At 63.2% G+C, this 14,721-nt stretch carries 19 protein-coding genes; 13 read left to right on the forward strand and 6 right to left on the reverse strand.

Annotated features, from left to right (window positions below; genetic code table 11):
• The first annotated feature begins 261 nt into the window (after nucleotides 1-261).
• From ACWAT4_RS35455 to ACWAT4_RS35490, 8 genes are all read left to right on the forward strand, one after another.
• Nucleotides 262-1,146, forward strand: a complete 885-nt coding sequence (locus tag ACWAT4_RS35455; protein ID WP_212297155.1) for an amidohydrolase family protein — start codon at nucleotides 262-264, stop codon at nucleotides 1,144-1,146.
• A 43-nt stretch (nucleotides 1,147-1,189) separates the two neighbouring features.
• The gene (locus ACWAT4_RS35460; RefSeq protein ID WP_249209544.1) at nucleotides 1,190-1,357 is read left to right on the forward strand and encodes a hypothetical protein; all 168 of its coding nucleotides are present in this window, start codon (nucleotides 1,190-1,192) and stop codon (nucleotides 1,355-1,357) included.
• An 8-nt stretch (nucleotides 1,358-1,365) separates the two neighbouring features.
• Nucleotides 1,366-1,725: a dienelactone hydrolase family protein gene (locus ACWAT4_RS35465; protein WP_249209545.1), complete on the forward strand. Its 360-nt coding sequence runs from the start codon at nucleotides 1,366-1,368 to the stop codon at nucleotides 1,723-1,725.
• Nucleotides 1,661-2,392 (forward strand): haloacid dehalogenase type II, encoded by a 732-nt coding sequence (locus ACWAT4_RS35470; protein ID WP_449729252.1) that lies wholly within the window; start codon nucleotides 1,661-1,663, stop codon nucleotides 2,390-2,392. The genes ACWAT4_RS35465 and ACWAT4_RS35470 overlap by 65 nt, the downstream gene beginning before the upstream one ends.
• A gap of 43 nt (nucleotides 2,393-2,435) precedes the next feature.
• Nucleotides 2,436-2,903, forward strand: a complete 468-nt coding sequence (locus ACWAT4_RS35475) for a YbaK/EbsC family protein (protein ID WP_449729253.1) — start codon at nucleotides 2,436-2,438, stop codon at nucleotides 2,901-2,903.
• A gap of 41 nt (nucleotides 2,904-2,944) precedes the next feature.
• Nucleotides 2,945-3,775, forward strand: coding sequence for an adenylate/guanylate cyclase domain-containing protein (locus ACWAT4_RS35480; protein ID WP_449729254.1), 831 nt, complete (start codon nucleotides 2,945-2,947; stop codon nucleotides 3,773-3,775).
• Between the two features lie 138 nt (nucleotides 3,776-3,913).
• Nucleotides 3,914-4,972, forward strand: coding sequence for an MBL fold metallo-hydrolase (locus tag ACWAT4_RS35485; RefSeq protein WP_449729255.1), 1,059 nt, complete (start codon nucleotides 3,914-3,916; stop codon nucleotides 4,970-4,972).
• Nucleotides 4,973-5,032: 60 nt separating this feature from the next.
• The gene (locus ACWAT4_RS35490) at nucleotides 5,033-5,518 is read left to right on the forward strand and encodes a lipocalin-like domain-containing protein (RefSeq protein ID WP_212297161.1); all 486 of its coding nucleotides are present in this window, start codon (nucleotides 5,033-5,035) and stop codon (nucleotides 5,516-5,518) included.
• 38 nt (nucleotides 5,519-5,556) lie between these two features.
• On the opposite strand, the gene ACWAT4_RS35495 is transcribed toward ACWAT4_RS35490, so the two are convergent.
• Both ACWAT4_RS35495 and ACWAT4_RS35500 read right to left on the reverse strand, forming a co-directional pair.
• On the reverse strand, nucleotides 5,557-5,910 hold the full coding sequence (locus ACWAT4_RS35495) for a hypothetical protein (protein WP_212297162.1): 354 nt from the start codon (nucleotides 5,908-5,910) through the stop codon (nucleotides 5,557-5,559).
• Between the two features lie 95 nt (nucleotides 5,911-6,005).
• Nucleotides 6,006-6,992: a tripartite tricarboxylate transporter substrate binding protein gene (locus ACWAT4_RS35500; RefSeq protein ID WP_449729256.1), complete on the reverse strand. Its 987-nt coding sequence runs from the start codon at nucleotides 6,990-6,992 to the stop codon at nucleotides 6,006-6,008.
• A 145-nt stretch (nucleotides 6,993-7,137) separates the two neighbouring features.
• On the opposite strand from ACWAT4_RS35500, the gene ACWAT4_RS35505 reads away from it, so the two are divergent.
• Nucleotides 7,138-7,395, forward strand: a complete 258-nt coding sequence (locus tag ACWAT4_RS35505; RefSeq protein ID WP_212297164.1) for a hypothetical protein — start codon at nucleotides 7,138-7,140, stop codon at nucleotides 7,393-7,395.
• 152 nt (nucleotides 7,396-7,547) lie between these two features.
• Here ACWAT4_RS35505 and ACWAT4_RS35510 read toward each other — a convergent pair whose 3' ends face one another.
• On the reverse strand, nucleotides 7,548-8,480 hold the full coding sequence (locus ACWAT4_RS35510) for a LysR family transcriptional regulator (protein WP_212297165.1): 933 nt from the start codon (nucleotides 8,478-8,480) through the stop codon (nucleotides 7,548-7,550).
• 117 nt (nucleotides 8,481-8,597) lie between these two features.
• Here ACWAT4_RS35510 and ACWAT4_RS35515 point away from each other — a divergent pair, with 117 nt between their 5' ends.
• The 4 genes from ACWAT4_RS35515 to ACWAT4_RS35530 all read left to right on the forward strand — a co-directional run bounded on the left by ACWAT4_RS35515 (nucleotide 8,598) and on the right by ACWAT4_RS35530 (nucleotide 11,078).
• The gene (locus ACWAT4_RS35515) at nucleotides 8,598-9,350 is read left to right on the forward strand and encodes an SDR family NAD(P)-dependent oxidoreductase (RefSeq protein WP_449729257.1); all 753 of its coding nucleotides are present in this window, start codon (nucleotides 8,598-8,600) and stop codon (nucleotides 9,348-9,350) included.
• Between the two features lie 38 nt (nucleotides 9,351-9,388).
• Nucleotides 9,389-10,087, forward strand: coding sequence for a pirin family protein (locus ACWAT4_RS35520; RefSeq protein WP_212427669.1), 699 nt, complete (start codon nucleotides 9,389-9,391; stop codon nucleotides 10,085-10,087).
• A gap of 149 nt (nucleotides 10,088-10,236) precedes the next feature.
• Nucleotides 10,237-10,836, forward strand: coding sequence for an NAD(P)H:quinone oxidoreductase (gene wrbA, locus ACWAT4_RS35525; protein WP_449729258.1), 600 nt, complete (start codon nucleotides 10,237-10,239; stop codon nucleotides 10,834-10,836).
• 107 nt (nucleotides 10,837-10,943) lie between these two features.
• Complete coding sequence (locus ACWAT4_RS35530) at nucleotides 10,944-11,078, forward strand: hypothetical protein (RefSeq protein WP_283815701.1); 135 nt, start codon at nucleotides 10,944-10,946, stop codon at nucleotides 11,076-11,078.
• Nucleotides 11,079-11,081: 3 nt separating this feature from the next.
• On the opposite strand, the gene ACWAT4_RS35535 is transcribed toward ACWAT4_RS35530, so the two are convergent.
• From ACWAT4_RS35535 to ACWAT4_RS35545, 3 genes are all read right to left on the reverse strand, one after another.
• Nucleotides 11,082-11,966 (reverse strand): protein-L-isoaspartate O-methyltransferase family protein, encoded by an 885-nt coding sequence (locus ACWAT4_RS35535; RefSeq protein WP_212297169.1) that lies wholly within the window; start codon nucleotides 11,964-11,966, stop codon nucleotides 11,082-11,084.
• A gap of 78 nt (nucleotides 11,967-12,044) precedes the next feature.
• Entirely contained in the window at nucleotides 12,045-13,190 is a 1,146-nt protein-coding gene (locus ACWAT4_RS35540) for a GNAT family N-acetyltransferase (protein ID WP_449729259.1), read from the reverse strand.
• Between the two features lie 141 nt (nucleotides 13,191-13,331).
• On the reverse strand, nucleotides 13,332-14,684 hold the full coding sequence (locus ACWAT4_RS35545; protein ID WP_449729260.1) for an O-antigen ligase family protein: 1,353 nt from the start codon (nucleotides 14,682-14,684) through the stop codon (nucleotides 13,332-13,334).
• Between the last annotated feature and the right edge of the window lie 37 nt (nucleotides 14,685-14,721).

Below are 14,721 nucleotides of genomic sequence, written 5' to 3' on the forward strand. Positions count from 1 at the left end.
CCCGCTGGCGGACCGACCGCCCGGGACGGGGCGGTTCTTAAGGCATGGCGGGAGGTCATGTCAATGTTAACTGCCCGGTTCCCAACGAGCAAAATCGCGAAAACAACCCCATGCACAGTAGAAGCGGCCGGATCGGACCGATTCCGCCCATGGCAGCCACGCCCGGCAAAGACTTTCGCGGACTGCCGTTTCGCCGCCAGCAACGCCTTGCCAAATTCGTTATATCATATAATCAATTTGGCAACCCTCGGGAGGAAACCAATGCCCAAGCTGAAGCTGCCTGACATCGACAAGGTCGTCGCCATCGACATCCACACCCATGCCGAGGAGCCCTGCGGCTGCCATCCCGACGACGGCTACGACGACTTCCAGGCGCAGATGGCCGAGTATTTCAAATCACCCAACAAGCATCCGCCGACCGTGCCTGAGACCGCTGCCTACTACCGCTCCAAGAACATCGCCGCGGTGATCTTCCCGGTCGATGCCGAGCGCGAGACCGGCTTTCGTCGCTACAACAATTACGAGATGATCGAGGCCGCCTCCGATCATCTCGACGTCCTCATCCCCTTTGCCTCGATCGACCCGCACAAGGGCAAGTTGGGGGCCCGCGAGGCCCGCAAGCTGATCGAGGAATACGGCGTGCGTGGCTTCAAATTCCATCCGACCATGCAGGGTTTTTACGCCAACGACCGCATGGCCTATCCGCTCTATGAAGAGATCAACAATGGCGGCGCGATTGCGCTGTTCCACACCGGCCAGACCGGTGTCGGCTCGGGCATGCCCGGCGGCATGGGCATGCGGCTGAAATACTCCAACCCGATGTACATGGACGACGTCGCGGCCGACTTCCCCGACCTCAAGATCATCCTCGCGCACCCCTCCTTCCCCTGGCAGGAAGAAGCGCTGTCGGTCGCGACCCACAAGCCGAACGTCTATATCGACCTCTCCGGCTGGTCGCCGAAATATTTCCCGCCGATCCTGGTCCGCTACATCAACTCGATCCTGCAGGATAAGATGCTGTTCGGCTCGGACTGGCCGGTGATCACACCGGACCGCTGGCTCTCCGATTTCTCCAAGATCGAGATCCGCGACGAGATCCGGCCGAAGGTATTGAAGGCCAACGCGCGCAAGATTCTGGGGATCTGAAGCGCGATCCATCATCAGCGGCAGCCCGGCGAGATGTTGATCCATGTTGACCCTCGCCAAGATCGCTGTCGTTGCGGGCATTCTCCTGATGGGACAGACCCTCGCCTGTCCCCAGGCTCGAGCTCAATCGAACAGCGCGATTGTCGAGATCGAGACGCCGCTGGCGAGCGCGCTGCCGCAGCCGCGTTCTACCCGCCCTGCGCAAGCCTGAAGGGAGATATGACTGTTCCGACACTGATCTTGATCGGTGCACGCGACGATGTGAATTCAGCGGATGAATGTCGCAAGCTAGTATCTGGCCGAGACAGCTGGGGGATATCACGACAGGCAAATCAGGGAATTCCAGTCCGGCTCGTTGTCTATCCCGACGCTTCGCACGCCTTCGATGCACCCGACATCGAGAAGTCCGCATCGGGACCGCAACATCATTTCGAGTTCAACCCGGCGGCGACGGATCAAGCAGCCCAGGACCTACGTTCCTTGATGCAACAATCGGCGGAGAGGCTCAAATCAAATGACGATCAAAGCCGTCGTGTTCGACGCCTACGGGACACTCTACGACATCCAGTCGGTCGCTGAGATCACCGAGGATGCGTTTCCGGGCTATGGTGAGATCATCACGCAGGTCTGGCGGATCAAGCAGCTCGAATATACCTGGCTGCGCTCGCTGATGCGGCGCTACCGGGATTTTTCTGATGTCACCCGCGACTCGCTGGCCTATACGCTGCGCGTGCTCGGGCTCGATTATGAGAAGGACGCCTTCGAGCGCATCATCGAGAAGTATCTGCATCTCGATCTCTATCCGGATGCAGCCGACGCGCTCACCGCGTTGAAGCCGAGAAAGCTTGCCATCCTCTCCAATGGCAGCCCGGACATGCTGAATGCGCTGGTGCGCAACACCACGCTCGACCGCCTGCTCGATGCCACCATCAGCGTCGATGCCAAGAAGATCTTCAAGCCGAGCCCGCAGGCCTATGAGCTGATCGGCGAGGTGCTGGGCACCGCGCCGGACGAGGTGCTGTTCGTCTCCTCCAACCCCTGGGACGTCGCGGGCGCGAAAGCGTTCGGGCTGAACGTCGCCTGGATCGAGCGGGTGACGCCGGAGGCGATGGCGCTGGCTTGCGTCGAGACCGAACTCGTGGCACCGCTGACCATGTTCAAGGCGATCCGCACCCAGATGGACGAGCTCGGCTTTGCGCCGGACCACCGCGTCCGAGCGCTCTCCGAGCTGCCGGGGATTGCCTGAGAAATGATTGCCCGCCCGCAAGTCTGGAAATGAGCTGACTGGAATGAGCCTTCAATCCGTTCGCGCCTTCTTCGCCGAGAAAGCCCCCGACATCTCCGTCATCGAATCCCCGATCAGCTCGGCGACCGTGCCGCTGGCCGCCGAAGCCTATGGCGTCGAGCCCGGAATGATCGCCAAGACGCTGTCCTTGCGCGTCGGCGAGCGCGTCATCCTGATCGTCGCCGCCGGCACCTCGCGGATGGACAACAAGAAGGTCAAGGCTGCGTTCGGCGGCAAGCCGAAGATGCTGGGGCTGGAAGAGGTCGCCGACATCACCGGCCATGAAGTCGGCGGCGTCTGCCCGTTCGGGCTGAAGTCGCCGCTGCCGATTTACTGCGACATTTCGCTGAAGGCATTCGACGTCGTGGTGCCGGCCGCAGGCTCGACCCACAGCGCCGTGCGTATCACCCCCGATCGCATGGCAGAGCTGACCGCGGCCGAATGGGTCGATGTCTGCGAGGTCAGGCCGTAAGCCTGATGCATTTGCCGGTCAGGGAGGCTAGCATAGCGACGATGACCGACGACAAGGTGAAACGACGACTGACCACCGTGCTGTGCGCCGATGTGCACGGCTATTCCCGCCTCATGGAGGCAGACGAGACCGGAACGCTGGAGACGCTCCGCCGCTCCCGCACGGCCATCGCGCGATTGGTCGAGCGTCATGACGGCCGAATCGTGAACACCTGGGGCGACGCCGTGATCGCCGAGTTCGCCAGCGTGGTCGAGGCCGTGCAATGTGCGGTCGAGATTCAGCAGGAAATCTCCAATCAGGCTTCGGACGTGCCTCAGGCGAACGCGATGCGGTTTCGCATCGGCATCAACCTCGGCGACGTGATGGTGGACGGCACCAACATCTACGGCGACGGGGTCAATATCGCCTCGCGGCTGCAAGAGCTCGCAGAACCCGGCGGCGTCGTGATCTCGAGCTCCGTCTACGATCAGGTGCACAACAAACTGTCGGTTGGCTTCGACTGTCTCGGTCAGCGGCCACTGAAGAACATTGCTCCCTTGACCAGCTATCGGTTGACCCTGGGCGGCCAAGCCGCCGGGCACGGCAGTTTCGCGGTCGAGGAAGGCCCAAGCCCCCGAGAGACAGCTCGCGCTCCGCGGATCGGCGACAGGCACGAGCCATCATCATCAACGAATGTCGCCTTGAATTGGCTGGCAAAGCTGCCCCGCCCAGTCGCAGCAGCCCTCACGGTGTCGGCGTTTCTCATTCTGATCAATCTTTTCACTGGCCATAAGATTTGGTTCCACTGGCCAGTCGCTGCCATTCTCTTCGGTGTGGTCTTGCGGACGGTGCTCGGACATCGGCCTGAATCGGAAAGCAAGGGAGAGCGCTGAACGAGGCGGCATGACCGCATCTTCACGCCGACCCGCGTCGTAATCGAATCCGGCCGGATGATCGTTCCGGCCCTAGCGGCTTCGGCGTCGGTCGATTAGCATGGCCGTATTCCCGACACTGATAAATGCGGAGGGGACATGGCTCGATGCTTCATCGCGGTCGCACTGCTGGCGGTCTCTTGGCTGGTCAGCGGTGCATCCAATAGCTACGCCGCACCGTGCCTCATCGTAACGCTCACCGGCACACAGGGGGGACCACAATCTTTCAACGGTCTCGCAGGCGCCGGAACGCTGGTGCGCTTTGGCGATGACACCGATGAATGTGGGGCGGTGAAGTTGCAATTTGATGCCGGCCGCGGAACCACCATGCGGCTATCGCAGCTAAAAGTCGGACCCGAGCAGCTGGATGCAGTGTTCTTCACGCACATGCACAACGACCATACGGAAGGTTTTGCCGATCTGGTGCAGCTTCGATGGTCATTTAATGGGACCGGACCGAAGATCGACGTCGTCTGCAGCGCGGATAGCGTCTCACCGACGGGCGTCACGATAAGCTGCAGCAAGTTCACCGCGCATATCGCCGATGCGTTTATTCAATCAGGCGAGATCGCACAGCGTCATTCCGAGCTTAAGGAACGGACGGCGGGTGGCCCCGCCGAATTGATCAATACGATCACGTTCCAGCCAACGGACGAGCCGCAAGTGGTCTGGTCCAAAGGCGATGTGAAGGTCAGCGCAATTCGTTCAGCCCACATCGCAGGACACGCATCCTACCGCGTCGATACGCCCGCAGGCAGCGTTGTGATCGGCGGTGACGCCGGAAATGACGCGCCGGCTCCCCCGCGCAGTTCTTCGGCCTCGGAGCAGGTGGAGAAGCTAGCTCAGGGGGCCGACATCATCGTCCATTCGGTCATTCATCCCGTTATGGCCCCCGGCAAGGGGAGCGGGATGTTCCCATACGCCTATCTGCGTCAAACTTCGGTCCCTGATCTTGCCGCCATGGCCAAGCGAGCTGGCGTAAAGCACCTCATGCTCACGCACATGATTCCGCCGATTGGAGGCGAGCAATATCCTTTCAAACTTCCTGGCGGCTTGCTGACGGAGGGGGACTACAGAAAGGCGGCCCAAGATGGCGGCTTCACTGGAAACATCATCGTTGGCACCGATCTCGCGAGCCTTCGCCTGCCAGCGAAATAGCGACTGATCATACAAGGATTGCCTTCAGACCGTATGAGTTCCCATTCAGCGAGAACCAACATGCTGCGTCTCATCGCATTCACACTTGCCACCTATTGCTATCTCCAGTCCGGATTTGCCATGGCCGACGAAGCGGCCAAACAACTGGTTGGAAGCTGGCGGTTGACGTCATGGGTTATCCAGATCGTGGGTGGAGAGCCTACGGAACCATTTGGTCCTAATCCCAAAGGCAGAGCGGTTTTCACTTCGGATGGGTTCTCGGCATTCATGATCGCCAGGCCGGATCGGAAGCCGGCGACGAATGATTCGGACTCGGCTGCGCTGCTCAAATCATTGATGGTCTACACCGGCAAATTCACAATCGATGGGGACAAGCTCACGACAAACGTCGATCTATCGTGGAACGAGATTTTTACCGGCACGGCCCAAATCCGCTTCTTCAAACTGGAGGGCGACAAGCTCTCGATTCGAACAGCAGAACAGGTCAGCGCGGTCTACCCCGGCAAAAAGGTGGTAGGGACCCTCACCTGGGAACGCGAACGCTGACAGCGCTGCGCGTCTATGAGGCCGCGTCCTTGGCAGCGCTAATCGTCGTCATCCTCATAGGGCCGCGGCTGCACCTGCTGAGGCGGCGGTGCGTTGTTATACCGCGGGGATGGTACAGCGCGATTACGCGGAACCTGCTGCTGCGGCGGCATCTGATTGTTGGACTGGAACACTGCGCGACAGCCGCTGGAGAGCTGCGGCGTATTCTGCCGCAGGCACGCGGTGATGCGGCTCACATCCGGGATCTGATCACTGCACAGGCGCCAGACATCCGGCGTGCACGCCATCTGCTGCTCCATGGTTCCGCGATACTCCTCAGCGAACGCGGCGCTCTGCGCGACGATGCCGCCGATCGCAAGCGCCACACCCAGCGCAATCCGCTCTGTTCGCATGGTCCCAATCCTTCTCGAGTCCCTCGACTTGTCTTCAATCAATGAGACGCGGTCAGGTTCTGGCCCAACAAAAAAATGTGAAAATTCGGTGGGAACTATTCCACCCGGCCGATCTTCTTCACCGCCGCGATCAGCCGCGCGCTGTCGGTCGCCACGAAGTCGGAGAACTCGGGCGCGTCCTGATAGGCGACGAGACTGCCCGAGGCATCGAAGGTCCTGAGCACGTCCGGGCTGGTCATCACCTGCGCCATGGCCTCACGCAGGCGGCTTGCGATCGGCGCGGGAAGAGAGCTTTGTGCAAACAGCCCGGCCCAGATGTACATCTCGACATCCTTGTAGCCGAGCTCCTGGAAGGTCGGCACGTCGGGAAAGCTGGCAACGCGCCGCGCACCGCAATTGCCGAGCACGCGCAGCTTGCCGTCGTCGACCTGCGGCTTCAACGTGCCCGGCGCCGCTGCGATCGCCTGCACGGTGCCGCTCAGCAGCGCGGTCAGCGCCGGGCCGGCGCCACGAAACGGAACGTGCAGCAATTTGATGCCGGCGCTGTTCGCAAACATCTCCATCGCGACGTGCAGCGTACCGTAGGGCCCGGACGAGCCATAGGTGATCTGGCCGGGGCGCTTCTTTGCGTCCTCGACGAACTCCTGCGCCGTCTTCCATGGCGCGGAGGCCGGGACCGCGAGCAGCGTGGGATCAGCCAGCACGCGCGCGATCGGCATGAATTGCGACACTTCATAGGCGACGGGACGGTCGAACAGCCGGTCGGCCTCGGGCAGCACCGCGAGCGAGGAGAGCGTCATCAACAGCGTGTAGCCGTCGGGCTCGGCGCGCGCCGCCGCGGAATTGCCGACCGATCCACCGCCGCCGCCGGCGCGGTTGTCGACGATGACGGGCTTGCCGAGAATGCGCTCCAGCGCCTGCGCCACTGGACGTGCCGCGAGGTCGGCCTGGCCGCCGGCCGGGAACGGCACGATCATGGTGATGTTGCGCACGGGATAGGTTTGCGCGAAGGCCTGCTCCGGTAACGCGGCCCGCAACAACGGCAATGCGGCAACGGCGCGCAAGACATCACGTCGATCCATGGCAGCCCCTCCTGATATTTTCTTGTTACGCTCCCAGCCTAGCCTGACGCCCGGCAAGAACAAGCCGTTTACGAAGGGTTAGCCATGTTCGCCCCGCTCCGGAACGCATCCCTCCACCCTCCGTTGCCCCGCCAAGGAGTGTGCCATGGGAAAACTTGCGACCATCGACGTGGCCCTGGACGAGATGCTGGTGAACTTAGCGGCGATCGTCCTGCGGCTGTCAAAACCCGAAGTGACGCGCACGCCGGAAGCACGGCGCGCCCTGACGCAATCGGTGCATCAATACGCGGTATGCGCCGCACGCTCGACCGACCCGCGTGTTCATGAATTGAAGTCGCAGCTGGAGAAGACGCTGAAGCCGAGCCTGCGCATCGTCGCGATCGACGGCGTGAAAGTGTCGTAGTCGAGCGTCGTCATTGCGAGGAGCGCTTGCGACGAAGCAATCCAGAATCCCTCCACGGAGACACTCTGGATTGCTTCGCGGAGCCTGTCATCGGGCCGCGCTTCGCGCGGACCCGGTGGCTCGCAATGACGAAGGGCGCTGAGCGGTTTGCCCTACGCCTTTGCTTTCCCGCGAGGCCTCCGCTTGCACGTCCCCGGCAGCTTCGCGGCGAGAAAATCACCGAGCGCTTCGACGCGCGCGGGGCGCGGGCCGCCGGGCGGGGTGACGAGGTGCACGGCGCCTTCGGCCTGCTTCCAATCCTTCAGGATCACTTCGACGGCGCCGGAGGAGATGGCCTCGCCGACGATGAACTCCGGCAGCTCGGCGATGCCGAGGCCGGCGATCAGCGACGGCATCACGGCTTCGCCATTGTTGACGCGAAGCTGGCCGCCCGGGCGCACGCTCGCCTGCTCACCAGCGGAATTGGTGTAGTGCCAGACATTCGGCGTCGAGAGATAGGCATAGCTGAAGCATTTGTGCTCGGCGAGATGCATCGGATGCGTCGGCCGGCCATGCTTCTTCAGATAGGACGGCGCGGCCACCGTGAAGCGCGGCATGGTGAAGAGCCGCCGCGCGATCAGCGAGGAGTCCGGCAGCCGTGCGATGCGCACCGCCATGTCAAAGCCTTCACCGATGAGATCGACGGACGCATCGCTCAGGTGAAGATCGACCGAGACCTCCGGATAGGCTTCGAAAAATTCCGGCAGCAGCGGCGCCACCGCCTTGATGCCGAATGTCATGGGCACCGCCAGCCGCACCAGGCCGCGCGGCGCGACCGATTGCGCCAAGGCCTCGTTCTCGGCCGCTTCGCCATCGGCGAGCAGGCGCGTCGCGCGGTCGGCGAGCTTGTGGCCGGCATCGGTCAGCGCCAGCCGCCGCGAGGTGCGGTTGAACAGGCGGGCCCCTAACCGCTCCTCCAGCCGGGTCACCGCCTTCGACACCGTGGCCTTGGACATCGTGAGCTCGCTGGCAGCGCCCGCAAACGACCGTAACTCCACGACTTTTGCGAAAATCGCGAGCGCCTCGAAATCGGGGAGTCTTGCCATGGAGTTTGGTCCCACAGGGTTATTTGGGGAAACAATGCGTTTCGACAGTTTCTATTTCTATACCACAGGCGGAGGCTTATCCAAGGGTCATCAGACATTCAGGACTGGAGAAATCCAATGACCAAGAAGCTCTCAGGCAAGGTTGCCCTCGTCACAGGCGGTTCGCGCGGCATCGGCGCGGCTTCGGCCCGCGCTCTCGCCGATGAAGGCGCGGACGTCGCCATCAGCTACGTCGCTTCGCCCGAAAAGGCCGAGGCCGTCGTCACCGAGTTGAAGGCCCGGGGCATCAAGGCCCGCGCCTTCAAGGCCGACCAGGCTTCCGCCAAGGATGTGACGAAACTCGTCAACGACGTCGCCAAGGAATTTGGCCATCTCGACATCCTCATCAACAACGCCGGTGTCGCCAATGGCGGCGCGATCGACTCCGCCGACGCCGACATCGAAGCGCTCGCCCGCCAGGATGCCATCAACGTGCATGGCGTGATTGCGGCGATCCGCGCCGCCTCGCAGTTGATGGGTGACGGCGGCCGCATCGTCACCGTCGGCTCGATGCTCGCCGACCGGGCCTCGTTCCCGGGCCTTGCCGACTACGTTGCCACCAAGGCCGCCGTGGTCGGTTACACCAAGGGCGCGGCGCGCGACCTCGGCCCGCGCGGCATCACCGTGAACGTGGTGCAGCCCGGCTCGATCGACACCGACATGAATCCGAAGGATGGCGGCGAGTTCGCCGAGACCCAACGCAAGCAGCACGCGCTGCAGCGCTTCGGCCGCCCTGAGGAAGTCGCCGCCGGCGTTGTCTTCCTCGCAAGCCCGGAAGCCTCCTTCGTCACCGGCACCGTGCTCAACGTCGACGGCGGGTTCGGCGCCTGAACAAGGGCCACCTCCGTCCATTTAAAGGAATTACGCAGATGATCGAACTCAGACCTTTCGCAAGACTCGGCGGCGCCGATCACGGCTGGCTCAAGGCCAAGCATCATTTCTCCTTCGCGAGCCATTATGACCCCAACAACATGGGCCATGGCGCCTTGCGGGTGTGGAATGACGACGAGATCGCGCCGAACACCGGCTTCCCCGCCCATCCCCACGCCAACATGGAAATCATCACCTATGTGCGCGAGGGCGCGATCACCCATCAGGACAGCCTCGGCAACGAGGGACGGACTGAAGCGGGCGACGTGCAGGTGATGAGCGCCGGCAGCGGCATCCGCCACTCCGAGTACAATCTCGAGCCGACCAAGACGCGGATCTTCCAGATCTGGATCGAGCCGACCGCTCGCGGCGGCCAGCCGACCTGGGGCTCGAAGCCGTTTCCGAAGGCGGACCGCTCCGGCAAGCTCGTCACGATTGCGAGCGGCATCGCTGAAGACACCGACGCGCTACCGATCCGCGCCGATGCACGGGTGCTCGCCACCACGCTGAAGGCCGGCGAGAGCGCCGAGTACGAGCCGCAGAAGGCACGGCACCTCTATCTCGTGCCGGCAGCAGGCGCAGTCGAGATCAACGGCGTGCGCGTCAATGCCCGCGACGGCGTCGCGATCCGCGACGAGGCCAGGCTGAGAATCACCGCGCTTGAAGATTCCGAGCTCGTGCTCGTCGACGCCGCGTAACCAGATCATCAGCAGTCATTCCGGGATGGCGCGAAGCGCCAGACCCGGAATCTCGAGGTTCTCAGGTGCGCAGCTGCGCACCTGAGTTCGATGCTTTGCATCGCCCCGGGACGACGAAAAGACCACGAACACCCCCACTGGAGACCATCATGACCAAAGTTCTCGTCCTCTATTATTCCGCCTACGGCCACATCGAAGCGATGGCGAATGCTGTTGCCGAAGGCGCGCGCGAGGCCGGCGCGACCGTCGACATCAGGCGCGTGCCCGAGCTGGTGCCGGCCGAGGTCGCGAAGGCCTCCTATTACAAGGTCGATCAGGCCGCCCCGATCGCCAAGGTCGAAGACCTCGCCAATTACGACGCGATCATCGTCGGCACCGGCACTCGTTTCGGCCGCATGGCCTCGCAGATGGCGAACTTTTTGGACCAGGCTGGCGGGCTCTGGGCCAAGGGCGCGCTGCACGGCAAGGTCGGCGGCGCCTTCACGGCATCCGCCACCCAGCATGGCGGCCAGGAGACGACGCTGTTCTCGATCATCACCAACCTCCTGCATTTCGGCATGGTGATCGTCGGCATGAATTACGGCTTTGCCGGCCAGATGAAGCTCGATGAGGTCACCGGCGGCGCGCCATACGGCGCCACCACGATCACCGGCGGCGACGGCAGCCGCCAGCCCAGCGCCAATGAGCTCGCGGGCGCGCGTTATCAGGGACGCCAGATCGCGGAGACGGCCAAGAAGCTGCGCAGCTAAGCCTGGGCACAGCGACAAGCCGCATGGCTGATGCGATACGGGCGGCATTCTCACGAGGGAATGCCGCCCTATCTATCTGGGTAATAACGACAGGACTCACGCGACGAATGGCTTTTGAACTTCTCCTGATCGCGCAAATGATCCGCAAGCCGGTCCAGGCGCTGACGCGGCGCTGGTATTGCCGCAGCCTGTTTCGCGCCTCGCGCGGCCGGTTTCGCTGCGCCGGGTGCGCGGGATCGTAATTGTCAGGCCTGCGTGATGTCCGCGTGTCGCGGGACGCTGACCGCCGGCGCCGAAGCAGGCGCCGTTGAAAGCCACCAGCCGTCGCCGGCAAACCAGCAGGTGTCGTCGGGCGCGTCTCCTCGCCGCAGCGATTGCACGCCCTCCCATCCCCTTGCGAACGCCTCGGCCAGTCGCCGGCCGACCTCCGCATCCTGAAGTCCCGCGCAGCCGATGAACTGCGCCCGGCTGAGGAATTTGGCCGGCCAGGCCGCGCCCTGCTCCGGGCGCGTGATCATCAGCATGCCGCCGAGCACGCCCTCGGGTGCCAGCGGAAACACCAGCCGGCCGCCAGGCCGCAATGCCGCGAGCCATTCCGTCGCCGGCTGCGCCGCGCCCGCACAGACATAGATCACGTCGACGCTCGGCAGATCGGACGCAATGCCCGAGCGGTCTCGCAGCTCGACCGTGGCGATGTCCTTCAAATTCTCGCGCGCGAGTGCCGCCAGGCGTTCGTCGATCTCATAGGCGTAGACGCGGCCATTGGGACCGGTGAGCTCGGCCAGAATGGCGGTGTAATAGCCGGTGCCCGCGCCGATCTGGAGAACGGTCTCGCCTTCCTTGACGCCGCAGCCGCTGAGCCAATAGGCGTGCGCGCCGGGCATGCCGATATTGACGCCGCGCGCCGGATCCAGCGCCAGCAGCGCGTTCTGGTAGAGAAAGGCGGGATCGTCATCGGGCGTCACGACATAGGGATGGCCGCCGAACGAGATCGACCACGGCCCCGGCCCCGCGAAGGGCTCGCGCCTCACGTTGCGAAAGGCCTGCTCGAGACGTGGGTCCGTGGCCTTGGCCGCAGCGCAGATCAGCTGCGCGTAGAATGCGCGAAATTTGTCCGAACGATCGTCCATGTCGCCTCCTGATCGAGACGACGATAGCACAATCATTGCGATATTCGAGTGACCCTGCAACTGCAGATGTCGCGGATTCTAGCGTGCGCCCTTGCCCATCGCCCGCGCCGCGAGCGCGGCGAGCTTCGGATGACGGCGCAAGCCTTGCGCGGCATGATCGCGCAACACGAAAGGCAGCCCGCGCCAGGACAGAGCGACGCTGACATCGGTCAGCGGCACCGGCTCGGCGCCGAAGCGGCGCTTGTAATCGTGATTGCCGATGCTCAGATCGAAGCGCCGGACGCCCTGCGCATGCAGCGCCGCCATGGTGCGCTCGGTGACGAGCAGGCCCGGCGAGCAATTCGCCCATTGCCTGCCGGCATGACCGATCCGCAGCAAATAGTAAGTCGCGCCATATCTGATGCCGAAGGTGGTGCCGACGATGCCCTCGTCGCAGACGAGCGCCGAGATCACCGCATAGCCTTCCGCAACGCCCTGCCGGGCGACATCACGATAGAAGCGGGCATGGGCTTCGTCGTTGAGGACGAACCGCGAGCCAAGCTGCCGCATGCGCTCGTGCTGCTGCATGTCCATGACGCCGAGCAGCTCGTGCGCACGCGCAATGCCGGTCGCGATCTCGAACCGCGCACCAGCATGGCGGCTGAACACGCGCCAGCAACGCGGCATCTGCATGCGCTTGATCGAGGCCTGATAGTCCGAATAGTCGTCGCCGGTCAGAACGAGATTGCCGTTGAGCGAGCACGAGCCGAGCCGGCCGAGCGACACCAGCGGATTCTGCTTGGCACCGACATAGGCCGGCAGTTTCTTCAGGCGCAGCAGGTCGAAGCGATCAGGCGAGGCGCGCAAGCCATCGACCAGCGCCGCGCTGATCGCCTGGGCGCCGGCTGCATCGAAACTCGCGTCGCAAGCCAGGATCGGCGCGTTGTTGTCGGAGACGCCGAGATCGGCAAACTCGACGACACGGATGCCGCGCCTGATGTGGCTGAACATCGGCACCATCGCGATGTCCTTGCCGGTCGCCGAATCCGTGATGACGGCAATCAGCGGCGCGACGTCGTGAAAGGCCTGATACCAGGCACCTAGCCAGTAACCATGCTGGAACGCGGTGCGATACCCGGCGTTCAGGCGCAGAGCGGCCTGTCGCCAGTCACGCAAGAAATCGACTGAGATTCCCGACGTGCTGGACACCCGACCGTCTAGTGGCTCGACGCTGAGAAACGTCATTTGCGGGGCATACAGTTACTGAACGTGTCCAGATAGATTATGTTTTGTCGCAGACTACAAGTTACGTCGCTGCTTATCGTTAAGCCAATACCGTCGCAGTCTCTCGTGTACCGATATGAAACGGACGGCTGCGACAGATTGTCAGTGACGGGGTTGTATTTGCTCGACGCACTGGAACCTGGCCAGAAAATGCAGCCCGGCGACCGCAAGCGCGAACATGAACCAGACCGGATTCTGCCGCTCGAGCAGGAAGGTTTCGGTCGTCCCGAAATACAGGCCGAACAGCCAGATGGTCAGGAATAGCTTGCCCAAAGCACTGCTGCGGTTGTGGGCCTGGGCTTCGTGGAAATTGCGCAGCGGCGCGAGCACGAAGATGAGAATGACGAGCAGCAGGCCCGGCAGGCCAATGGTGACGGCGAGGTCGAGATAGCTGTTGTGGCTGTGCGCTGCGGACACTGCCCATTCCGAGCCCTGGGTGGTCTTCCCTTCCGCCGCGCCGTCCCAGAACGCCGCATAGCCATGACCGGTGATCGGCTTGTCCGCGACCGCCGAGAGCGCAAACTCCCAGACCTCGGCACGGCCGGTGAAGGTGGGATCGACCGGAAGCGCCCGGGTGATGCTGCCGAGCACCGGGGTCATGACGCTGCCAACCGTCAGCAGATTCATCGCGATCAGCGGCGCGAAGCAGATGATCCGCTTCAGCCACAGGCTCGGTGTGACATAGGCCAGCGATGCCAAGGCATAGATCGCAAGGCACAGCACCGACGATGTCTTGCCGCCGGTGAAGATCAGGAAGATGCCGGCCAACAGCGCGATCGCAGGCCCCATCACGAAGGAGCCCACGGCGGACAGGTAAATGCCGACATAGACCAGGATGGTCATCACCGGCGAAGCGATGTTCTTGTGGCCAAAGCTGCCACGCCAGTCGCCGGCAAGCTGCGGCTCGGTGATGTCGAGCGCGCTGTGGATCGAATATTGCGGGGCAAGGAAGACGCCGAGATAGCACACCGCCAGCAGCACCAGCGCGGCGCCGCCAAGGCACAGGTTGAAGCTCCGCGGCGTCGGCGGCAGCAGCGGCAGCAGGACGGCGAGCGTAGTTGCGCTGGCCGTGAGCGCAAAGCGCTGGATCGAGACCTCGCGGCTCTCGGAGAATGCGAGATTGACCAGCATCCAGCCGACGAGGCAGAGATGCAGCGGCGTGACCAGGCTTCTGAGCGAGGGCGCATCGGTGGTAAGGGTGAACAGAACCGCGACGGCGGCCAGCAGTCCGAACGAAATATAGGTCGTTGCCAATCGTCCGCTGACGATGGTGGCGACGTCGGGATTGCTCAAGTCTGGAAACGGATCGAGCGTGATCAGCACCAGAAGCAAAGCGATGACGGCAACCAGACAGCGCGAAGCGTTGACGACGTTGAGCCTCGCCAGCACGTCGCGCAGCGCGTGGCCGAGCGAGCGGGCCTCGACGTCAGTCATGTCTGCGGCGCTGCGATCCATGCCTCGAGGCCTGACGGGACGATGGGGACCTCCGAGG

This window comes from Bradyrhizobium sp. T-1, from assembly GCF_053592855.1.